Source organism: Jidongwangia harbinensis (genome assembly GCF_020216025.1).
Lineage (GTDB): Bacteria > Actinomycetota > Actinomycetes > Mycobacteriales > Micromonosporaceae > Actinoplanes > Actinoplanes harbinensis.
In genome coordinates this window covers 13,616-35,162 of record NZ_JAIWNC010000003.1, presented here as the reverse complement: position 1 = coordinate 35,162, position 21,547 = coordinate 13,616, and the positions used below count along the sequence as shown (strand labels likewise).

The 21,547-nt window shown below is 73.9% G+C and carries 19 protein-coding genes and 1 pseudogene; 9 read left to right on the top strand and 11 right to left on the bottom strand.

The window, feature by feature from the left end:
• Positions 1–6 precede the first annotated feature (6 nt).
• Together pulA and LDL48_RS04980 are read left to right on the top strand one after the other, a co-directional pair.
• A pseudogene (gene pulA, locus LDL48_RS04985) lies at positions 7–3,318 on the top strand (pullulanase-type alpha-1,6-glucosidase); the annotation flags it as partial.
• Between the two features lie 372 nt (positions 3,319–3,690).
• Positions 3,691–4,128, top strand: a complete 438-nt coding sequence (locus tag LDL48_RS04980) for a DUF6174 domain-containing protein (protein ID WP_225254117.1) — start codon at positions 3,691–3,693, stop codon at positions 4,126–4,128.
• On the opposite strand, the gene LDL48_RS04975 is transcribed toward LDL48_RS04980, so the two are convergent.
• Complete coding sequence (locus tag LDL48_RS04975; protein WP_225253800.1) at positions 4,104–5,060, bottom strand: helix-turn-helix transcriptional regulator; 957 nt, start codon at positions 5,058–5,060, stop codon at positions 4,104–4,106. The two genes, LDL48_RS04980 and LDL48_RS04975, sit on opposite strands and share 25 nt — an antisense overlap.
• Positions 5,061–5,147: 87 nt before the next feature.
• On the opposite strand from LDL48_RS04975, the gene LDL48_RS04970 reads away from it, so the two are divergent.
• Positions 5,148–5,570 carry a VOC family protein gene (locus LDL48_RS04970; RefSeq protein ID WP_225253799.1) on the top strand — a complete coding sequence of 141 codons (423 nt, stop codon included), beginning with the start codon at positions 5,148–5,150 and terminating at the stop codon, positions 5,568–5,570.
• Positions 5,571–5,573: 3 nt separating this feature from the next.
• Here the strand turns inward: LDL48_RS04970 and LDL48_RS04965 are convergent, their stop codons facing one another.
• Positions 5,574–7,031, bottom strand: a complete 1,458-nt coding sequence (locus LDL48_RS04965) for an aminopeptidase P family protein (RefSeq protein ID WP_225253798.1) — start codon at positions 7,029–7,031, stop codon at positions 5,574–5,576.
• Between the two features lie 71 nt (positions 7,032–7,102).
• Positions 7,103–7,756, bottom strand: a complete 654-nt coding sequence (locus tag LDL48_RS04960; protein WP_225253797.1) for a hypothetical protein — start codon at positions 7,754–7,756, stop codon at positions 7,103–7,105.
• 105 nt (positions 7,757–7,861) lie between these two features.
• On the opposite strand from LDL48_RS04960, the gene LDL48_RS04955 reads away from it, so the two are divergent.
• Complete coding sequence (locus LDL48_RS04955; RefSeq protein ID WP_225253796.1) at positions 7,862–8,800, top strand: carbohydrate kinase family protein; 939 nt, start codon at positions 7,862–7,864, stop codon at positions 8,798–8,800.
• 6 nt (positions 8,801–8,806) lie between these two features.
• Here the strand turns inward: LDL48_RS04955 and LDL48_RS04950 are convergent, their stop codons facing one another.
• The 4 genes from LDL48_RS04950 to LDL48_RS04935 are packed head-to-tail and all read right to left on the bottom strand — an operon-like array spanning position 8,807 to position 11,551.
• Positions 8,807–9,199: a thioesterase family protein gene (locus LDL48_RS04950; RefSeq protein WP_225253795.1), complete on the bottom strand. Its 393-nt coding sequence runs from the start codon at positions 9,197–9,199 to the stop codon at positions 8,807–8,809.
• A 52-nt stretch (positions 9,200–9,251) separates the two neighbouring features.
• Entirely contained in the window at positions 9,252–10,769 is a 1,518-nt protein-coding gene (locus tag LDL48_RS04945; RefSeq protein WP_372472039.1) for a PH domain-containing protein, read from the bottom strand.
• The gene (locus tag LDL48_RS04940) at positions 10,766–11,293 is read right to left on the bottom strand and encodes a PH domain-containing protein (RefSeq protein ID WP_225253794.1); all 528 of its coding nucleotides are present in this window, start codon (positions 11,291–11,293) and stop codon (positions 10,766–10,768) included. The genes LDL48_RS04945 and LDL48_RS04940 overlap by 4 nt, the downstream gene beginning before the upstream one ends.
• Before the next feature lie 9 nt (positions 11,294–11,302).
• On the bottom strand, positions 11,303–11,551 hold the full coding sequence (locus tag LDL48_RS04935; RefSeq protein ID WP_225253793.1) for a hypothetical protein: 249 nt from the start codon (positions 11,549–11,551) through the stop codon (positions 11,303–11,305).
• Positions 11,552–11,862: 311 nt separating this feature from the next.
• Here LDL48_RS04935 and LDL48_RS04930 point away from each other — a divergent pair, with 311 nt between their 5' ends.
• The 3 genes from LDL48_RS04930 to LDL48_RS04920 all read left to right on the top strand — a co-directional run bounded on the left by LDL48_RS04930 (position 11,863) and on the right by LDL48_RS04920 (position 15,051).
• Positions 11,863–13,059, top strand: coding sequence for an AAA family ATPase (locus LDL48_RS04930; protein ID WP_225253792.1), 1,197 nt, complete (start codon positions 11,863–11,865; stop codon positions 13,057–13,059).
• A 64-nt stretch (positions 13,060–13,123) separates the two neighbouring features.
• On the top strand, positions 13,124–14,104 hold the full coding sequence (locus LDL48_RS04925; protein WP_225254115.1) for a DUF58 domain-containing protein: 981 nt from the start codon (positions 13,124–13,126) through the stop codon (positions 14,102–14,104).
• Positions 14,101–15,051, top strand: coding sequence for a VWA domain-containing protein (locus tag LDL48_RS04920; RefSeq protein ID WP_225253791.1), 951 nt, complete (start codon positions 14,101–14,103; stop codon positions 15,049–15,051). Before LDL48_RS04925 ends, LDL48_RS04920 begins: the two co-directional genes overlap by 4 nt.
• A gap of 354 nt (positions 15,052–15,405) precedes the next feature.
• Here the strand turns inward: LDL48_RS04920 and LDL48_RS04915 are convergent, their stop codons facing one another.
• From LDL48_RS04915 to LDL48_RS04900, 4 genes are all read right to left on the bottom strand, one after another.
• The gene (locus tag LDL48_RS04915) at positions 15,406–16,590 is read right to left on the bottom strand and encodes an acyltransferase family protein (RefSeq protein ID WP_225253790.1); all 1,185 of its coding nucleotides are present in this window, start codon (positions 16,588–16,590) and stop codon (positions 15,406–15,408) included.
• Positions 16,587–17,477, bottom strand: coding sequence for an alpha/beta hydrolase (locus LDL48_RS04910; RefSeq protein WP_225253789.1), 891 nt, complete (start codon positions 17,475–17,477; stop codon positions 16,587–16,589). Before LDL48_RS04910 ends, LDL48_RS04915 begins: the two co-directional genes overlap by 4 nt.
• Before the next feature lie 74 nt (positions 17,478–17,551).
• Entirely contained in the window at positions 17,552–18,211 is a 660-nt protein-coding gene (locus LDL48_RS04905; RefSeq protein WP_225253788.1) for a response regulator, read from the bottom strand.
• Positions 18,208–19,542: a sensor histidine kinase gene (locus tag LDL48_RS04900; RefSeq protein WP_225253787.1), complete on the bottom strand. Its 1,335-nt coding sequence runs from the start codon at positions 19,540–19,542 to the stop codon at positions 18,208–18,210. The genes LDL48_RS04905 and LDL48_RS04900 overlap by 4 nt, the downstream gene beginning before the upstream one ends.
• 91 nt (positions 19,543–19,633) lie before the next feature.
• Between LDL48_RS04900 and LDL48_RS04895 the strand changes: the two genes are divergently transcribed.
• Together LDL48_RS04895 and fabI are read left to right on the top strand one after the other, a co-directional pair.
• Positions 19,634–20,338: a beta-ketoacyl-ACP reductase gene (locus LDL48_RS04895; protein WP_225253786.1), complete on the top strand. Its 705-nt coding sequence runs from the start codon at positions 19,634–19,636 to the stop codon at positions 20,336–20,338.
• Between the two features lie 23 nt (positions 20,339–20,361).
• Entirely contained in the window at positions 20,362–21,129 is a 768-nt protein-coding gene (gene fabI / locus LDL48_RS04890) for an enoyl-ACP reductase FabI (protein WP_225253785.1), read from the top strand.
• Positions 21,130–21,547: the final 418 nt, after the last annotated feature.

Genomic DNA, 21,547 nt, shown 5'->3' with positions numbered 1-21,547 from the left:
GGCCGGGTGACCACGACCGAGATCACCCTGGACGCCGCGCAGACCGGCGGCACCCCGCCCGGCCGTCGCGGCCGGCCGCAGTGGCTGGTGGTGCACTACCACCGCGACGACGCCGGATACGGCGACTGGGCCGTGCACGCCTGGGGAGACATCGCGCCCGGGCAGGCCACCGGCTATCCGGGCGGGCACCCGTTCGCGGGCGAGGACGACTACGGGCGCTTCGCCTGGGTCCGGCTGGCCGACCACGCCCGGCACGTGGGCTTCCTGGTGGTCGACCACACCGGCACCAAGGACGTCGCGCAGGACCGGCACGTCGATCCCGCGGTCACCGGCGAGATCTGGCTGCGGCCCGGCGACCCGCGGGTCTATCCCACCCGCGCCGCCGCGGACGGCGGCGCCGGGCCGGTCCCGCCGCCCGGACCGGACCTGGCGGTCATCCACTACCGGCGCGCCGACGGCGACTACGCCGGGTGGGGCCTGCACGCCTGGGAGGGCACCCCGGAGAAACCCCGCTGGGGTACGCCGCTCGCGCCGGCCACCTTCGACGCGTTCGGCGCGGTGTTCCGGGTGCCGGTCCGTCCCGACGCGGTCGGCCTGCGATTCGTGCTCTACCGCGGCGACACCAAGGACCTGCCCGACGACCAGCGGCTCGACCTGACCGCCTGCCGGGAGGTGTGGCTGGTCGCCGGCACGTCCGCGCCGGTGCTGCCGGACCTGCGCTCGCTCGGCCCGGAACTGGACCCGGCCCGGTCGCTCGCGGTCTTCGTCGACCGCACCACCATCGCGCTGCCCGAGCAGTTGGCCCACCTCGCGTCCGGCTTCACGCTGGTCGCGTCCGCGCACGGTGACCTGCGCCGGGACGGCGACGAGCTGACCGGCGAACACGCCGCGCTGCCGCTGACCGCCCGGCCCGGTGGGCTGTTCCAGGCACAGAGCCGGCACTTCCCGCACCTGCGGGCCTACCGGGCGTTCTCCGTGCGGGAGTCGGGCGACGCCGCCCTGGGCGACCTGCTGCGCGGCCAGGTGCTGGTGGTCGGCAGCGACGACGCCGGCCGGGTCACCGTGGTGACCGGCGTCCAGCTGCCCGGCGTCCTCGACGACCTGTACGCCGAGGCCGCCGATGTCGAGCTGGGCGTGCTGCTGGACGAAGGGCGGCCGTCGCTCGCGGTGTGGGCGCCGACCGCCCGGTCGGTGCGGCTGGAACTGTCCGCCGCGCCGGCCGACGAGCCGGAACTGCTGCCGATGGACCGAGACCCGGTGACCGGCGTGTGGTCCGTCACCGGCCGGCCCGAGTGGCTCGGGCGCTACTACCGGTACCGCGTCGAGGTGTGGCACCCGGCCGCCCAGCGGATCGTCACGACCAGCGTCACCGACCCGTACTCGCTGGGCCTCGCGGTCGACTCCACGCACAGCCTGCTGGTCGACCTGAACGCACCGGAACTCCGGCCGCCCGGCTGGGACACGCTGGTCAAGCCGGCCGCGGTGGCGCCCGCCCGGATGCAGATCTCCGAGGTGTCGGTGCGCGACTTCTCCATCGCCGACGCCTCGGTGCCGGCCGAGGAGCGCGGCACGTACCTCGCCTTCACCCGCGCCGACTCGGCCGGGATGCGGCACCTGCGGTCGCTGGCCGGCGCCGGGCTCACCCACGTACACCTGTTGCCGGCGTTCGACTTCGCCACCGTGCCGGACCGCCGCGCCGACCAGGCCGTACCCGCCTGCGACCTGGCCGCGTTCCCGCCCGACTCGCCCGAGCCGCAGCGCGCGGTCGCGGCGGTCGCCGACACGGACGGCTTCAACTGGGGTTACGACCCCTGGCACTACACCGCGCCGGAGGGCAGTTTCGCGGTCGATCCGGCCGGCCCGGCCCGCATCCTGGAGTTCCGCCGGATGGTGTCCGGCCTGAACGACGCCGGCCTGCGGGTGGTCATGGACGTGGTCTACAACCACACCATGGGCGGTGGCCTCGACCGGTTCAGCGTGCTGGACCGGATCGTCCCCGGGTATTACCACCGGCTGCTGCCCGACGGCACGGTCGCCGAGTCCACCTGTTGCCCGAACACCGCGCCCGAGCACGCCATGATGGGCAAGCTGGTGATCGACTCGATCCTCACCTGGGCCCGGGCCTACAAGGTGGACGGCTTCCGTTTCGACCTGATGGGTCACCACCCGCGGGGCAACATCCTCCAGACCCGGGTGATGCTCGATCACCTGACCGCCGAGGCGGACGGCGTCGAGGGCCGCGACATCTACCTGTACGGCGAGGGCTGGAACTTCGGCGAGGTGGCGTACGATGCCCGCTTCGCCCAGGCCACCCAGGTCAACATGGCCGGCACCGGCATCGGCACGTTCAACGACCGGTTGCGCGACGCGGTCCGCGGCGGTGGATCGTTCGGCGACGACCCCACCGAGCGCGGCTTCGCCACCGGACTCGGATCGCACACGCCCCTCGCGGTGCACGACCGGATCAAGGTGGGACTGGCCGGCGGCCTGGCGGCGTACCGGTTCGTCACCCACCACGGCCACGAGGCGAGCGGCGCCGAGATCGACTACAACGGCTCTCCCAGCGGATACGCCGCGGCCCCCGGGGAGACGGTCAACTACGTCGACGCGCACGACAACGAGATCCTGTACGACGCGATGGCGTTCAAGCTGCCGGCCGGCACCGCGCCGGTGGACCGGGCCCGCATGCAGGTGCTGGCGCTGGCGCTGGTGGTGCTGAGCCAGGGCGTCGGCTTCGTGGCCCTGGGCAGCGAGCGCCTCCGCTCCAAGTCGCTGGACCGCAACTCGTACAACTCCGGCGACTGGTTCAACCAGATCCGCTGGGACCCGGCACAGGGCAACGGTTTCGGGGTGGGCCTGCCGCCGGCCGCGGACAACGAGGACAAGTGGCCGTGGGCCCGCCCGCTGCTGGCCGACCCGGCGCTGGTGCCCGGCGCGGACGTGGTGGAGATGACCGCCGAGCGCTACCGCGAACTGCTCCGGATCCGCCGCTCGTCCCCGGTCTTCGGCCTGCCCACCGCGGACGAGGTACAGCGGCGCCTGACCTTCCCGCTGGGCGGACCGGGCGAGACGCCGGGCGTCGTGGTGATGTGCCTGGACGGCGCCGGGCTGGACCCGCGGTGGCGCCAGGTGGTGGTGGTCTTCAACGCCACCGCCGAGCCGGTGTCGCAGACCGTGCCGGGTGCCGCGCCGGGCCTGCGGCTGCACCCGGAGCTGACCGGTTCCGCCGACCCGGAGCTGCGCACCGCCACCGCCTCCGGCGGCACGCTCACCGTGCCGGCCCGCTCGGTCGCCGTCTACGTCGCCGACGTGCACTGAGGCGGCTCCGCCCAGGGTGGTGACTCCGGCCCGGGTCGCGGCCGTTCATCCGGCGATCATGTGCAGGTAGGGCGGTACGCCAACAGCGGTATGCCACCCACGACTGCACGACGTGATCCGACCGCCCGTGCACGTGTGCGGATTTGCGGCAGCCACCGCACCTGAACTCCACGCGTCCTGACGGTGGCTCCAGGCCGTGCGGTTTTGTGGCACCCACCGCGCCCGAACTCCACACGCACCGGTGGCGCCCGCGCCGTGAGCCAGCGACACCGTGCCGTACTCCGGCACGGGACGCCAGTGGAGCGCTCCACTGGTACACCACGGCGGCGGTCCTGTCGATCACGACCGGTCAGGGCCTAGAGTTTCGCTGTGATGCGCAGGTTCTGCGCCGGGCTCGCGGTGCTCGCCGCGCTCGCCGGGTGCACGTCGACGGCCGACCCCGACCCGGCGCCCTCGGCCAGTGTGGTGGCGTCGCCGCCGCCGTGGTCGGAGCCGTCCGACTACGGCTTCGTGCTGGAGCGCCGGTGCGACCCGGAGCCGTCGGCCGGACGGTACCGCGTGGTCGTCCGGGAGCGGGAGGTGGCCGACGCGGACCGGGTCGACGGCCGTACCGCGACCGGCGAGGAGGAGATCAGCGTCCCCACGCTCGCCGAGCTGGTGGAGATGGCGGAGACCGCGCAGGCGGACGGCGCCGAGGTGACCAGTTCGTTCGACCCGGGCGACGGCCACCCGACCGCGGTCACCATCGACCGGTCCGGCGAGAAGGCCTGCTTCCTGATCACCGGCTACGCGCCGCGGTCCGGTTCGTAGAGCGCGACCAGTTCCGCGCCCAGCCGGGCCAGTTCGGCGCGGACCACGTCCGGCTCCAGCACCTCGACCGTGGCTCCCCAGCCGGCCAGCGTCTCGGCGATCGACCGGGCCAGATGGGCCGCGACCCGCACCCGGACCCGCCCGTCGGCCCGGGTCTCCAGCGTCTCGCAGTGCCGGCCGAAGTGGTCGCGCAGCACCGGCAGCAGGCGTTCGGCGATGAGCAGCGTCGCGGTGACCGGGGAGCGGCGCTGTTCCATCTCGCCGACCACCCGGTCCCATTCCCGGGACAGGTCGAAGTCGGCGGGCCGGTGCGCGGGGAGGTCGGTCACCTCGGCCGCGCTGATCCGGTCCACCCGGAACGTGCGCTGCCCGCGGTCGGTGCCGGCGATCAGGTACCAGACGCCGTCCTTGTCGACGAGGCCCCACGGGTCGACCTCGCGGCGGGTGCGGCCGGGCCCGCGTCCGGCGTACTCCATGGTGATTCTGCGGCGCCGGACCACCGCGTCCTCGAGCCGATCGACCAGGACCGGCCGGGCCCGGTCCCGCGCGCCCCACCCGGTGGGATCGACCACCACCGCGTCGGCCGCCGCCTCGGCGTCCGGGCGGAACGTCTCGGGCAGGGCGCGGACCAGTTTGCGCAGCGCGGAGCGGACCTGCGGGGTGCCGCCGGCGGCCGGGCCGGCCAGCACGAACAGCGCCCGCGCCTCGGTGGCGGTGAGGCCGGTCAGGTCGGTGCGGGCGCCGCCCACCAGCGACCATCCGCCGCCGCGACCCGCCTGCGGGTACACCGGAACTCCGGCGGTGGACAGCGCCTCCAGGTCGCGGCGGGCGGTCGCCACCGACACCTCCAGCTCCGCCGCCACCTCGGCCGCGGTCACCCGCCCCCGGGACTGCATGAGCAACAGGATGGCCACCAACCGGTCCGCGCGCATGTGCCGAGACTGCCAGGAAAAGTGCTCAGAAGGTGAGCACTTCAGCGGCGCAGGATGACCTCGTCGACCGATTGAGGGGAGAGAACGATGTTCCGGGGATTCGCCACCATCAGCTTCTACGCCGACGACCTCGCCGCGGCCCGCGACTGGTACACCGACCTGCTCGGCATCCCGCCGTACTACGCCTATCCGGCGGCGCCCGCGCCGCCGGCGTACCTCGAATTCCGGGTCGGCGACGACGGCGACGAACTCGGCTTCATCGACCGCCGGTACGCCCCGCCCGGTGCGGCCAACCCGCCCGGCGGCGCGGTGCTGTTCTGGCACGTCGACGACCTCGAGGGCACGGTGGGCCGGCTGCTCGGCAAGGGTGCCACCGAGTACCAGCCGGTCACCGAGCACGGCGACGGCTCGGGCTTCGTCACCGCGTCCGTGATCGACCCGTTCGGCAACGTCCTGGGCGTTATGCACAACCCGCACTACCTGGAGGTGCTGGCCGCCCGGGCGACGTGAGGGTCAGCCGGGCAGGCGCGGGCCGGCCGCGCGCTGCGAGGCCAGCCACTGCTCCACCTGATCGGCCGAGCGGGGCAGCCCGGCCGACAGGTTGCGGCAGCCGTCCGCGGTGACCAGCACGTCGTCCTCGATCCGGATGCCGAGGCCGCGCAGCTCGTCGGGCACCATGTCGTCCTCCGGCTGGAAGTACAGGCCCGGCTCCACGGTCAGCACGTACCCCTCGCCCAGCGGGCCGTTGCGGTACGCCTCCTTGCGGGCCTGCGAGCAGTCGTGCACGTCGATGCCGAGCATGTGCCCGAAGCCGTGCAGCGTCCACCGCCGGTACACGGTGGACGTGCTCTCCATCGCCTCGTCCACGCCGACCGGGAGCAGTCCCAGGTCGTGCAGGCCCTCGGCGAGCACCCGCATGCAGACCTGGTGCACGTCCTGGAACACCACGCCGGGCTGGATGAAGTCCATCCCGGCCTGCTGCGACGCGTGCACGATGTCGTACACCTGCCGCTGCAGCGGGGTGAACGTGCCGGACACCGGCAGCGTGCGGGTCACGTCCGCGGTGTAGAGGTTGTGGCCCTCCACGCCCATGTCCATCAGCAGCAGTTCGCCGGGCCGGGTGACGCCGGTGTTGCGGATCCAGTGCAGGATCGTGGCGTGCGGGCCGGCGCCGACGATGGAGCTGTACCCGACGTCGTTGCCGTCGTGCCGCGCGCGCAGCCCGAACACGCCCTCCAGCAGGCGTTCCTTCACGCTCCGGTCGGCCGGCAGCACGCGGGCGACGTCCTCGAACCCGCGCACCGTCGCGTCGATGGCGTCCTGCAGCTGGGCGATCTCCCACTCGTCCTTGACCAGCTTCAGCTCGGAGAGGACCCGGCCCAGCTCGCGGTCGCGCCGGACCTGCGGATCCGGTTCGTACGCCAGCACCGTGCGGTCCACCGCGGCGTCCAGGCCGCGCAGCACCCTGGTCCGGGCCGGGGCGGAACCGGCCAGCGCCCGGCCCAGCTCGCCGTACGGTGCGGTCTCCAGGCCCAGCTCGGTGGACTTCTCGGCGAGCGTGTGCCGCCGGCCCACCCAGAGTTCGCCGTTGCGGTCCCGGAAGAACCCGTCGGTGTCCTTGGAGTTGCGGTCGTGCGTGTACAGCACCGCGTCGTGGCCGGAGCCGCTCGGGCGCAGCACCAGCACGCTGTCCGGGTCGCGGTCGCCGGTCAGGTAGAAGAAGTCGCTGCCCGGCCGGAACGGGTAGTCGGTGTCGTTCGCGCGCACCTTCTCCGTACCCGAGGGGATGATCAGCGTCTCGCCGGGGAACGCCTCGGACACCGCGGCGCGCCGCTTCGCGTAGTTGGGCGCCTCGGGCACCGGCGTGACGTGCAGCGGGTCCTCCCGCCAGCCGGAGCGCATGAACTGCAGGAACGCCTCGGGGAAGTCCGGGTCGTGCGACTCGGTCTTGGGGGCGGACTGCTCGGTCATGGTGCTCCTCCTGTCGGGCGTCCGGCTTCCTGGAGACGTTACCGCCTCCGGCGCTAAAGCGGCCCGCTCTGTCAGGCGGGCAGGGTGAGGCAGGCCACCCGCGGCCCGGCCGTCCCGGCCTCTCCGTCGGCGGTACGGGTGAGCGAGCCGTGCAGCACCAGCGACCGTGGCGCCGTGGCCCGGTCGAACGCCGGGTGCGCGGCGGTCACCGTGGCGGCACCGGCGGCGTCCGCGGTGAAGTCCAGCCACACCTCGTTGCGCGGGTTCGCGTAGTCGGCGTCCACCGAGGGCGGCGACGCGGCCGCCTTCGGGTCCGGGCGGTGCTGGTAGTGCGGTCCGGCCGCGTCCGGGGCGGCGCTGCACGGGCGGCGGTGCAGGTGCGCCCCGTACGCCCGGCGCGGCACCATGCCGGCGGCGGTCAGCCGTACCGTGATCCCGGTCCCGGCCGGCCGGATGTGGACCTGCGCCGTCGCGCCCGGCGGGACCGCCGCCGGGTCGTAGGTGACGGCGGCGGCGCCCGGGGTGTACGGCAGGAACGTCCCGGTGACGGCGCCGTCCGGCGACTCGGGGACCCGGATGTTGTCGGCGCCGAGGGTGCCCGGCTCGCCCGGCGCGTCGGTCGACATCGGCGCCTCCGTGGACGGGCGCACCTCCGGTTCGGTGGCATCGGCGCAGGCGGACAGCAGGAGGGCGGCGGCGAGGAGGGGAAGCGGCAGACAACGCATCGGGCCATTCTCGCAAAACGGACAAAGGGGGCGTGGTGCGGGAGGCCGCTGGCTTTCTGCGCCGCCGGAGGAGATGCTGATCGGGCGTTACCTGGAGGAGTCGACATGGGCTATGCGGTGGTGCTGGGTGAGTCGCTCGTCGATCTGCTGGAGACGGAGACCGACGGCGAGTTGATCTATCGCCAGGCGATCGGCGGTGCGCCGCTCAACGTCTCGGTGGGCGCCACCCGGCTCGGCGGTGAGGTGCAGTTCGTCGGCACCCTCGGCAACGACGTGCTGGGGGACCGGATCGCCACGTTCCTGCGTACCGCCGGCGTCGGCACGGCCGGACTCCGGCGGGTCCCGGTGCCCACGGTGCTCGCGGTGACCACCTTCGAGGGCGCCGAACCCACGTTCACGTTCTACGGCGAGCCGCCGTCGTACACACTGCTGACTCCGGACGACATCGACACCACGCTGGTGGCCGGCGCCGACGTGCTCTACACCGGCTCGATCAGCCTGCTCCGCGAGCCGTTCCGGGCCGCCGCCCGGACCGCCTGGGCGGTACCCGGCCCACTCCGCGTGTTCGACCCGAACGTCCGGCCCACCCTGCTGCCCGACGCCGCCGCCGTGAGCGCCCTGCGCACCCTGGTCGAGGAGTTCTTCGCCACCGCGCACCTGGTCAAGCTGAGTTCCGCGGACGCCGAGGTGCTGTACGGCGGCGCCGACCCGGCCGCCGCGGCCGCCCGCATCCTGGCCACCGGCGCCGGCGCGGTCGTGGTGACCTGCGGCGCCAAGGGGGCGTACGTGGCCACCGGCAGCAGCACCGCCATGCTGCCCGCGCCGACCGTGTCCGCGGTGGACGCCACCGGCGCCGGCGACTCGGTGATGGGCGCGCTGGTCCGCCGGCTGCTCGCCGAGGGGCTGCCCGCCGACCTGTCCGGATGGCAGCGGCACGTCACGTTCGCGCTCGCGGTGGCCGGCCTGGTCTGCGAACGCCGCGGCGGGGCCGTGGCCATGCCCACGGCCGAGGAACTGACCACCCGCTGGGGCGCTCTGGTCTAGATCTGCTCAGTCGCCGAGCGCCTTCGCGATGAAGCGTTGCCGGTCCAGGAGTACCCGCTCCACGCGCACCTCCGCGACGACGTCCTCGCCGTCCCGGACCACCACGTCGAACAGCAGCTTCCGCCCGTCCACCTTGGCGAGGGTGGCGAACGCCGTGACGTGCCGGCCGACCGCGGTCGGCGCCCGGTGTTCCACCTCGGCCCGGGTGCCCACCGTGGTGACTCCGCCGGGCATCTGCCGGGCGGTCGCGACCACGGTGGCGGCCTCGGCGAGGGCCAGCACCCGCGGCGTGCCCAGCACCGGCACGTCACCCGAACCGAGGGACTGGGCGGTGTCGGCATCGGTGACGGTCAACTCGACCCGGGCGGTGAGACCGGGGGCGAACTCCGGAAGCTCCATGAACCAAGCTTAGGGGCCCGCGGTCCGGGCGCCCGGTCGCGAGCCGGCGTCGCTAAGGCTGGGCGGGCGGCTGGTCCGCGGATGGCTGGTCCGCGGATGGCTGGTCCGCGGGGGCGGGCGGTCGCTGCCAGGTCGTGTCGTCGGTGACCGCGGCCGCCACCACGTCCCGCCCGGAATGCTCCTCGCGCGCCCGGCGGGCCCGGGTGGCCAGTTGCTCGGCCAGCGCCCAGGCCTCGGCCAGGTCGCGGTCGTGTGCGGTGCCGGAGCGGCCGCCCGCGGTGTCGGCGTAGACCGTGGCCAGGCCCAGGCGCCGCTGGATCGGGCCCTGGACGACGCGCACGCTCTGCAGCCGGGCGTACGGGACCACGGACAGCTGCCGGGTGAGCAGCCCCCACCGGCTGACAAAGACCTGGTCGGTGAGGCCGGCCCCGATCCGGCGTAGCGCGAACGGGTGCAGCCAGCGTGCCCGGGCCGGCGGCGGCGTGGTGGGCAACGCCATCAGGTCCACGCCGGGCAGGACGTCCCAGACCAGCGCCCGGGCGGTCCAGAAGTCGCCGACCGGAAGCAGGCGGTCCGAGCCCTTGTCGGTGCCGGACTGGGGGCCGGGATAGCCGGCGATGTCGAGGCGCAGGTGCAGCCACTGCTTGGGGCGCCAGAGCAGCGGCCAGGTCGCGGTCACGGTCTGCACCCGGTGCAGCGGCACCACCTGGCTGCGGGTCTCCACCAGGCCGAAGCGCACCAGCAGCCGGCCGTCGGTGTCCCGGGCCAGCCGGAAGTTCCAGTCCTGCAGGACCCGCCGGACGGGCTGCATGAGGACGCCGGCCATGGCGGTGACGGTGCTGGCGATGCCGACGAAGCCCCAGGATCCCTGCAGCACGAACTGCACCACCACGAACGCGACGCCGATCGGGAGGAAGAACGCCTGCGGGGTGAGCAGCTGGCTGACCAGGACGTCCTGGTTGTTCACCTGGAGCATCGGGCGTTCGCCGGTGGGCGCGGCGGGGGCCGGTGCCGCCGGGTCGGCGGGTGCCGGGGCGGGCTGGGCGGGGGTACGGCCGGCCAGCGCCAGCAGGCGTTCGCGGAGGGCGGCGGCGTCCCGGACCGTGAGGTACGCCAGCGGCGCCTCGGTCTTGCCGCCGCCGACCACCTCGAGGCGGAGTTCGGCGAGGCCGGTGAGCTGGGCGAGCAGCGGGCGGCGCAGTTCCACGGACTGCAGCCGTTCCAGCGGGATGGCCCGGTTGCGCCGCCACAGCAGGCCGTCCTGGATGCGCAGCTCGCGGCCGACGATGTGGTACCCGGTGTTCAGCCAGCTGATCAGCGACAGGATCACCACGCCGACCGCCAGCACGAGGACGACCAGCGCGAACCGTCCCACGCCGACCTGGGACAGCGTCTGCCAGGACAGTGCGGCCACGATGACCGCGATCGACTTGGCGCCGTGCAGCAGCGGGCTCATCGGGTGCAGCCGGCGGCGCGGTTCCTCGGTCGGTACGGGGGACAGCGCGGCGGGTGGTTCGGCGGCCGGTTCCGGCTGCTCCTCGGGCTGGGCCGGCGCGTCGGTGGAGGTCACAGTCCCTCGGCCCGGTCCTCGCCGAGGGCGGTGAGGCGGTCGCGGAGCCGGGACGCCTCCTCCGGCGGCAGTCCGGGCACCTTCGCGTCACTGGCCGCGGAGGCGGTGTGCAGCTGCACGGTGGCCAGCTGGAACGCGCGCTCCAGCGGGCCGGCGGTGACGTCCACGTACTGCATGCGGGCGTACGGGACGATGGACAGCCGGCGGATCACCAGGCCGTGGCGGACCAGCAGGTCGTTGTCGCGTTCGGCGTACCCCCAGGCCCGGACGGCCCGGACCGTGATGAACGAGCGCCAGATCGCGAACAGCACCACCGCGCCCATGCCGGCCAGCCACAGTTCGTGGTCGTTGTACATCCAGCCGACGAACAGCCCGGCCAGGAGCAGCGCCACCCAGATGGCGCGGTTGATCAGCTCCACAGTGATCAGCTTGGGTGACACCGGGCGCCATTCGACCGCATCGGGCCAGGGCTCCAGCGGGTCGACCCGGTGGGCATCGGGGGGAGACACGGACGACTCGGTCACGTGTCGAGCCTAGGAGATGGGCGCATCGGCCGCCGCCGGGAACGGCGCCACGTCGCGCAGGAAGCGCCGGGCGCCCAGGAAATCGCCGAGCGAGACGCGGTGGTCGTCGCAGGCCAGCCAGGTCTTGCGGTACTCGGGGGTGTGCAGCTTGGGGTTGTTCCACAACAGCTGCCAGGCCGCGGGCGCGCGGCAGCCCTTGGCGGAGCACTGCGGCTCCAGAACGGGCTCCAGCAGGTGGTGCGCGGATTGCTCGACCATCCCGCCAAGACTACGTCGGACACGGGGGAGGGAGTAGAGCGCCGGGCGACCACGGGGGAAGTCGCCCGGCGACGCTTCAAATCTTACACGCTTGTCGAGTCCCCGCGTCCACCCGGCGGGTGTGCCCGTTCCGGCGTATCGCGCAGAAAGATCGACTCCTTCGGGCCATTGCGTACGCCGGTACTGGGGTAAGGGCGCACCCGGTTCCGTGCGTGTTGTGGCCTCCGCCGGGACGCTCTCAGGGTGGTCGTGTAAGTCTTGAGCGTCGGGCATCCGCGCCCGCGCGAGTCGATACCCGCTGTGGAGGACCGGTGGCCCAGCCGATCACACCCGATACCGGCACCAGCTCGGAGACGAGCGCCGCGGTGCCACCCGCACAGGACGCGACGCAGCTCGAGAGCGCCATGTTCGAGGTCAAGCGGGTGATCGTGGGTCAGGACCGGATGGTCGAGCGCATGTTCGTCGCCCTGCTCGCCCGCGGTCACTGCCTGCTCGAAGGCGTACCCGGAGTGGCCAAGACGCTGGCCGTCGAGACGCTCGCCCGGGTCGTCGGCGGCACCTTCTCCCGGGTGCAGTTCACCCCCGACCTGGTGCCCGCCGACATCGTCGGCACCCGGATCTACCGGCAGTCCAGCGAGAAGTTCGACGTCGAGCTGGGCCCGGTGTTCGTCAACTTCCTGCTCGCCGACGAGATCAACCGGGCGCCCGCCAAGGTGCAGTCGGCACTGCTCGAGGTGATGGCCGAGCACCAGGTGTCGATCGGCGGGCAGACCCACGAGGTGCCCGACCCGTTCCTGGTGATGGCCACGCAGAACCCGATCGAGCAGGAAGGCGTCTACCCGCTGCCGGAGGCACAGCGCGACCGCTTCCTGATGAAGATCCTGGTCGGCTACCCGACCGACGCCGAGGAGCGGGAGATCGTGTACCGGATGGGCGTCAGCGCGCCCGAGCCGAAGGCCATCTTCACCCCGGAGGACCTGCTCGCCCTGCAGCGCCGCGCGGACCAGGTGTTCGTGCACAACGCGCTGGTCGACTACACGGTCCGGCTGGTGCTGGCGACCCGGGCGCCGGCCCAGCACGGCATGCCCGACGTCGCCCAGCTGATCCAGTACGGCGCCAGCCCGCGTGCCTCGCTCGGCATCGTCCGGGCCACCCGGGCGCTGGCGCTGCTGCGCGGCCGGGACTACGCGCTGCCGCAGGACGTGCAGGACATCGCGCCGGACATCCTGCGCCACCGGCTGGTGCTCAGCTACGACGCGCTGGCCGACGACATCCCGGCCGACCAGATCGTGGCCCGGATCATGTCCATGGTGCCGATGCCGTCGGTGGCGTCCCGCCAGGGTGCCGCGCCGAACGGCCAGCCCGGGCCCGGCCCGGCGTTCGGCCAGCCCGGTCACCCCGGTCCGAACGGTCAGGCCGCACCGACCAGCGGCGTGCCGGCCGGTGCTTTCGACGCCACGGCGCATCCGCATCCGCCGCAGGCCTCGATCTGGCCGGGACAGCAGTGACGGTGCCGTGGTGACCGAGGCAGGCAGTCCGGCGGCCGCCACCGGTCCCGGCGCCGGGGACGCGATGGGCACCGCGCGTGCCGAGGCCGTCCTGTCCCGCCTGCAGTTGCTGGTCACCCGCAAGCTCGACGGCCTGCTGCAGGGCGACTACGCCGGCCTGCTGCCCGGGCCGGGCACCGAGGCCGGCGAGTCCCGCGAGTACCGGCCCGGCGACGACGTGCGCCGGATGGACTGGCCGGTGACCGCCCGTACCACCACGCCGCACGTGCGCCGCACCGTGGCGGACCGCGAGCTGGAGACCTGGATGGCGGTCGACCTGTCGGCGAGCGTCGACTTCGGCACCGCCCGCTGGCTCAAACGGGACCTGGTGATCGCGGCCGCGGCCGCGATGGCGCACCTGACGGTCCGGGGCGGCAACCGGATCGGCGCGGTGGTCGGGACCGGTGCGGGCGTACCGGCGCCCCCCGCGCGTGGCCGCCGCAGCTGGCTTGGCCGCCGGGAGACCGCCGCCGCGCCGCCGCCACCCGCGCCGATCCTCCGGCTGCCCGCGCGTCCCGGCCGCAAGGAGGCGCAGGGGCTGCTGCGCGCCATCGCCCGCACCGAGGTCCGGCCGGGACGGGCCGACCTGGGCGCGCTGATCGACAAGCTGAACCGGCCGCCGCGGCGCCGCGGGGTGGCCGTGGTGATCTCCGACTTCCTCGCCCCGGTGGACGAGTGGGCCCGCCCGGTCCGCAAGCTGGGCGTCCGGCACGACGTGCTGGCCATCGAGGTCGTCGACCCGCGCGAGCTGGAGCTGCCGGACGTCGGGGTGCTCACCCTCGCCGACCCGGAGACCGGCGCGCTGCACGAGGTGCAGACCGCCGACCCGGCGTTGCGCCGCCGCTACGCCGAGGCCGCCGGGGAACAGCGCGGCGCCATCGCCCGGGCCCTGCGCGCGGCCGGCGCCGCACACTTGCGGTTACGCACCGATACGGATTGGCTGTTGGACATGGTCCGGTTCGTTGCCGCCCAACGACACGCACGCACCCGGGGGACCACCCGATGATTCGTTTTCTCGAGCCGGTGTGGCTGCTCGCGCTGCTGCCGGTGATCGCGATCGCCGGTCTGTACCTGTGGCGCCAGTTCCGTCGCCGGACGTACGCCATGAAGTTCACCAACGTCGACCTGCTCCGCACGCTGGCGCCGAAGGGCCTGGGCTGGCGCCGGCACGCGGCCGCGGGGGCCTTCCTGCTCAGCCTGGTGGCGCTCGGCACGGCGATGGCCCGTCCGTCGGTCGACACCGAGGAGCCGCTGGAGCGGGCCACGGTGATGCTGGCCATCGACGTATCGCTGTCCATGGAGGCCGACGACGTCGCGCCGAACCGGATCGAGGCGGCGCAGGAGGCGGCCAAGGCGTTCGTCAGTGAACTGCCGCCCACGTACAACCTGGGTCTGGTGTCGTTCGCGAAGTCGGCCAACGTGCTGGTGCCGCCGACCAAGGACCGGTCCGCGGTGCTGGCCGGGATCGCCGGCCTGACGCTGGCCGAGTCGACCGCGACCGGCGAGGCGGTGTTCACGTCCCTGGACGCGATCCGCACCGTGCCCGCGGACGGCGCGAGCGGCGCCCCGCCGGCCCGGATCGTGCTGCTCTCCGACGGCTTCCGCACGTCCGGGCGGTCCGTGGAGGACGCGTCCGCCGCCGCGGTCGCGGCCAACGTGCCGGTCTCCACCATCGCGTTCGGCACCGACAACGGCATGGTGGACATCCGCGGCCAGCTGCAGCGGGTCCCGGTGGACCGGAAGGCGCTGCAGGAGATGGCGGAGACCACCAAGGGCTTCTTCTACGAAGCCGCGTCGGTGAGCGAGCTGAAGCAGGTGTACGAGGACATGGGCAGCTCGATCGGGCGGCGGGTCGAGGCCCGTGAGGTGACCCAGTGGTACGCCGGGGTGGCCCTGCTGTTCGGGCTGATCGCGGCGGCGCTGAGTCTGCTCTGGACGTCGCGCCTGCCGTGACGGCTCACGCCGCGCCGTGCACCAGCACGAACAGGACGACGACCCAGGCGGCGGCGATGGTGAAGCTGAGCGGAGCGGCGAAACGGCCCATGGTTCGAACCCTTCGGAAGTGACCGGCGACGGGAAACGCGCACCCGGGAAGTCGCGGCCGGCACCCTGATCCCCGTGGTCGCGGCGCACACGACCGCACCGGCCCGCCGAGGTGCGGCGGGATCCGGCGGGGGACGGGCGGGAGACGTCAGCGGTCAGACACGCTGACGAGCGGCCCGGCCACGACTGGGAGGATCGCTATCTCGCACAGCGATCACCTCCGTCGGTCGTCCCGGGCATTTGAACCGTGTGGGAGCGTACCCCTTAAGCAGAACTTAATGCGGGCGGGTCCGCCCGGCGTGGCGTGACCGGACCGCCCGGCCTCCTCCGGAGTGCGACGAGCAGGAGCAGGCCGGCCGCCAGGACCGGCAGCCAGGCGATCCGCTGCACCACCCAGACCGGCCCGTCCGGCGTGCTGAGCAGGCCCGGCATCCGGGGGTGCAGCAGCGCCGCGGCGGCCGTGACGGCCAGCAGCACGCTCTGGTGGGTGAGGTAGACAGGCAGCGCGGCCCGGTTCAGCAGCGCCACCGGCCGGGACGGGCGGGTCAGCCGGGCCCGGATCAGCAGCACCACGCCGATCTGCGCGATCGCCAGGGCGACCGCGGCCAGCGACGGCGGGGACAGGTTGGACCGGCCGTCGCCCGGCACGCCCACCGCGCTGACCGGATATCCGGCCACCCCGATCAGCACCGCCAGACCCGCCGCCCCGGCGACGATCAGGGCCACCGGGGGAACCCGCAGCCGGTCCCGGGCCACCAGCATGCCCAGGAGCCACGGCACCGACCAGGCGCCGGCGATCGCCAGCGGGGCCGGCAGCAGACCCGCGTCGGACGCCGCCACCACCGCCACGGCGCCGGCGATCAGCGCACCGGCGTGTCCCAGCAGCCGGTGCGCGGGCCGGGTGACGGCCCGCAGCGCGAGGTACGGCAGCAGGAACCAGAGCGGGCTGACCACCAGCTTCGCCACCGTGCGTAGCGTGCCGGCCGGGGTGCCGAGCGCGGCGCCGGCACACAGCACGACCGCCCAGAAGCCGATCAGCATCAGCACCGCCCGGACCAGCCGGGTGGTGCCGCCGCGCCCGGTGCGCGGCCTCGGCGGGCGGTCCGGCACGTCGGTGGCGCCGCCGCCGGTGCGTGGCGCCGGCCTGCGGTCCAGGGCGCGGGTGGCCGCGAACCCGCCGGCGAAGAAGAACAGGCCGAGCGTCTGCAACAGCCAGGTGACCGGGGCCAGCTGCGGCATCGCGGCCAGCGGGCTGGCCTGCCGCAGCACCCCGTCGCCGTGCACCACCAGGCCGGTCACCAGCCAGTGCCCGCCCACCACGCCGGCGATCGCCACGGCCCGGATCGTGTCGATGCCGGTGTCCCGGGTGTGCCGGCCGGCCGTCGCTCCGCGGCTCGGCGCTCGTCCGCCGTCGGGGTCCGGACTCGTAGCCTCACCGCTCCCGCTCATCGGGCGGCCTCCGTATCGGCCATGCGGCCCAGGACGACCTCGGCCACCGCGTCCAGTGTGGCGCTTCCGGGCACCAGATAGCCGTCGTGGCCGGACACCCCGGCCGTGGGCAGCGGCCGGGCACCGAACGCCGGTGCGGACGGGCGGCGGCCGTGCCCCAGGTCGAGCAGGCGGACCGCGGGCACCCGGCGGATCCAGTCGGCCGGGGCCAGCGCCGCCCACACCCGCGCGCCGCCCAGGTCGGCCGCCCGGCCGGCGCCCATCCCGGGCGCGCCCAGCGCCACCAGGTCACCCACCTCGGGCAGGTCCGGCGCGGCCAGCCCGACCACGATCGCGCCGTAACTGTGGCCGACCAGCGTGACCGCGGCGCCCGGCCGCTGCGCCACCAGGCCGCGCACGAACCCGGTCAGCGCCCGGGCGCCGTTCCGGGCCGCGGACTCGCGCACCACGTCCAGGCTGGTGCCGTCCGGGGTGTCGTAGCCGAGCCACGCCACCACCGCGACGCGGGCATCCGGGTGGGCCGCCCGCAACTGCCGGTACAGCGCCCGGGCCTGGGTCGCCGGCGCCCGCCGGGCCACGCCGCCCAGCCCCCGGTCGAAGTCCGGCAGCGCGGTGTCCGCACCGGGCACCAGCACCGCGATCCGGTCGGCGGTGGCCAGGTCGCCGATCACCTCGGCCGCGGTGCCGTCGCCGCGCGGATCGAACGCCAGGAACCGGCGGCCGGCGGCGGCCCAGGTGGCGTACGGCGGTCCGGCCGCGTGCATGGCGGCGGTCGCGGACCGGTACGCGTCGGCGAAGGCGGGCAGGGTCGGTACGGGGGCGGCCGGCGCACCGGGAAGCATCAAAGCCATCAGGGTGGCGCCGCCGAGCAGGAGGACTGTTCGCATGCCCGGCAGCGTCCGGCGCGGGCCGGTGCCCGGTCGTCACACTCCGGCGTGGTCCGGAGCCCGGTACCCGGGTGCTACCCGCCGACCGCGACCAGACCGGTCTCGTACGCGAACACCACGGCCTGGGCCCGGTCCCGCAGGCCGAGCTTGCCCAGGATGCGCCCCACGTGGGTCTTCACGGTCTGCTCGGCCACCACCAGGTCGGCGGCGATCTCCTGATTGGACCGGCCGCGGGCGATCAGCCGCAGCACGTCGGTCTCCCGCGGGGTGAGTGCCTGCAGGGCGGTGGGCCGGGGCCGGTCGGCGTGCGGGCGGGCGGCGAACTCGGCGATCAGCCGGCGGGTGACCGACGGCGCCAGCAGCGCCTCGCCGGACGCCACCACCCGTACCGCGTGCACCAGGTCGGCCGCGGGCGCGTCCTTGAGCAGGAAGCCGCTGGCTCCGGCGCGCAACGCCTCGTACACGTAGTCGTCGAGGTCGAACGTGGTGAGGATGAGCACCCGCGGGCCGTCCGTCCGGCCGTTCAGCAGCCGCCGGGTCGCCTCCAGGCCGTCCAGCACCGGCATCCGCACGTCCATCAGCACCACGTCCGGGTCCAGTCGCCGGGCCGCGGTGATCGCCGCCTCGCCGTCCGCGGCGTCGCCGACCACCAGCAGGTCCGGCTGGGCGGCGAGCAGCGCGCCGAAGCCCTGCCGCACCATCGCCTGGTCGTCGGCGATCAACACCTTGATCATTCGCTGTCCTCCCGGTAGGGCAGGCTGGCCGTCACCACGTACCCGCCGCGGGCGTCCGGGCCCGCGGACAGCGTGCCACCGAGCAGATCGGCGCGCTCGCGCATGCCGGTGAGTCCGTGTCCGTGTCCGCCCGGCGTCGGTCCGTCCGGCTGCGGGCTGTCCGGGTGCGGGCTGTCCGGGTCCGGGCCGTCGGGCTGCGGGTTGTCCGGGTGCGGTCCGTCGGGCTGCGGGTCGTCCGGGTGCGGGGCGGCAGCGTTCGGATCGCTCTGCGGCGGGCTGTTGTGCACGGAGATCTCCAGCCGGTCCGGCAGCGCGAGCACGGCGATCTCGACCTTGCTGCCGGGCGCGTGCCGGGCCGCGTTCGCCAGGGCTTCCTGCACGATCCGGTACGCCGCCAGCCCGACCGGTTCCGGTGCCTCCCCGCTCCCGGCCGGTGACCAGGTCACCGTCACGCCGGCCCGTTGCGCGGCCGCCACCAGGTCGGGCAGGTCGGCCAGCCCGGGCTGCGGTTCCCGGGGCGCCTCCTCGCTGTCCGCGCGCAGCGCCCCGAGCAGCCGGCGCATGTCGGTCAGCGCGGCCCGGGCGGCGGTGGCGATGGTGGCCAGTTCGTCGCGGGCCGGTTCGCCGAGATCGCTCAGCCGGTACGGCGCGGTCTCCGCGCGTACCGCGATCATCGACATGTGGTGCGCCACCACGTCGTGCATCTCGCGGGCGATCCGGGCCCGCTCCTCCAGCACGGCCCGCCGGGCCCGTTCCAGCTCGGTCAGCTCGGTCTGCTCGGCGAGCTGGTGCCGGTTGCGCCGCCGGCGGGCCAGCACGTCGCCGAGCAGCGCGACGGCGATCAGCAGGACCGCCACCCCGTACGCGTTGCCCTGGTCGGTGAGGAAGAACGCCGGGACCACACCGCACGCGGTGATCCAGACCGTGATGACCGCCTCCTCGGTCAGCGCCACCAGCAGCACGATCACCAGGTATCCGATGATCTGCACCGGTGACCACGGCCACGACTCGCTCGGCGCGGACCCGAAGGTGCCGAGGAACAGCATCACGAACGCGACCCGCCAGCCCTGCAACGGCCGGCGGGCGGCCAGGGCCACCGGCAGCACCGCGCCGACCGACAGCAGGAGCGCCCAGAAGTCGTGCATGCCGCGGGCGTCCTGCAGGTAGGCGGCGTTGATGGCGCCGAGTCCGGCCAGGGCCAGCAGGCCGAGCGGGGCCGCGTACCGGAGGATCGGCCGGGGGGTCAGCCGGAGGGGTTCGTCCGGCCCGGTCAGGACGCGCAGCAGCGGGCCCATGGCTACGCGTCCGATGCCGAGGCCGCTAGTCTCCATCACCAGCACGTTACGGCGGTGCCGCCGCCCGAGTCGTGCCGCTACGGTGCCAGCCGGCACCCCTACCCGGGTATTACGAGAAGGAGTCCCGTTGGCCCGCACGGTGTTGGTGACCGGAGGAAATCGCGGTATCGGCCTGTCGATCGCCCGCGCGTTCGCCAAGCAGGGCGACCGGGTGGCGATCACCCACCGGGGCAGTGGCGCGCCGGAGGGCCTGTTCGGGGTGCAGTGTGACATCACCGACAGCGCCGCGGTGGACGCCGCGTTCAGCACCGTGGAGGCCGAACTCGGCCCGGTCGAGGTGCTGGTGGCCAACGCCGGGATCACCGACGACACGCTGCTGCTGCGGATGACCGACGAGCAGTTCGAGCGGGTCGTCGACACCAACCTCTCCGGCGCGTTCCGGTGCGCCAAGCGGGCCAGCACCAAGATGCTGCGCGCCCGCTGGGGCCGGATGATCTTCATCTCCTCGGTGGTCGGCCTGTACGGCGGACCCGGACAGGTGAACTACGCCGCCAGCAAGGCCGGCCTGGTCGGCATGGCCCGCTCGATCACCCGTGAGCTGGGCAGCCGTAACATCACGGCGAACGTGGTCGCGCCCGGCTTCATCGACACCGAGATGACCGACGTGCTGCCGGAGAGCCGCAAGGCGGAGATCATCAAGGCGGTGCCGGCCGGTCGGCTGGCCCAGCCGGACGAGGTCGCCGCCGCGGTGACCTGGCTCGCGAGCGACGCGTCGGCGTACATCTCCGGCGCGGTCATCCCGGTCGACGGCGGCCTGGGCATGGGCCACTGAGCTCTCGAGATCCTGGAGAATTCGTGTCTGGACTGCTGGCCGGCAAGCGGCTGCTCGTCACCGGTGTCATCACCGACGCCTCGATCGCCTTCTCGACGGCGAAGCTGGCCCAGGAAAGCGGCGCGACCGTGATCCTCACCGGCTACGGCCGGCTCTCGCTGGTCGAGCGGATCGCCAAGCGGCTGCCCCAGCCGGCGCCGATCATCGAACTCGACGTGACCAGCCCGGACCACCTGGCCGGCCTGCCGGACAAGGTCCGCGAGCACACCGACGGCCTGGACGGCGTGGTCCACTCGATCGGGTTCGCCCCGCAGAGCGTGCTCGGCGGCGAGTTCCTGAACGCGCAGTGGGACGACGTGGCCACCGCGCTGCACGTGTCGACGTACTCGTACAAGTCTCTGGCGACCGCCTGCCTGCCGCTGATGCAGCCGGGCGGCAGCATCGTAGGGTTGACGTTCGACGCCACCAAGGCGTGGCCGGTCTACGACTGGATGGGCGTGGCCAAGGCCGGTCTGGAGTCGGCGTCCCGCTACCTTGCGCTGCACCTGGGCAAGCAGGGCATCCGCAGCAACCTGGTGTCGGCCGGGCCGCTGCGCACCATGGCGGCCAAGTCGATCCCCGGCTTCGAGCAGTTCGAGGACGCCTGGGTGGAACGGGCGCCGCTCGGCTGGGACCTGGACGACAAGGAGCCGGCCGCCAAGGCGGTGTGCGCGCTGCTGTCCGACTGGTTCCCGGCGACGACCGGCGAGATCGTGCACGTGGACGGCGGGTATCACGCGCTGGGCGCCTGACCGTCCGTGAGGATTCTTCGGAAAAGCGTCACCCGGCCGCTCCGGCGGGCCTAACGTTCGGTTCGTGGCGAAGAGGCGCGTACGATCCGGATCCCGCCGGGGCGTCCGGCGACTGACCGTGCTGGCCGGCATCGCGGCAACGGCCGCGTTGACCGGTCTCCCGACGATCACCGAGGCGTCCGACTTCGGGCCGGGGGCCGACGTGTCCGCCCCGGTGGATCCGGGGGACACGGCGACCGACCGTTGGGGCGGTACCGGCGACGCCGAGGGATCGGCCGAACCCGACCCGGACGCATCGGCCGAACCCGACCCGCCGGCCCAGTCGAGTTCTTCGGCGCAGTCGGGCTCGTCGGGTTCGTCAGACGCTTCGGATCAGTCGGACGCTTCAGATCAGTCGGACGCTTCGGATCAGTCGGAC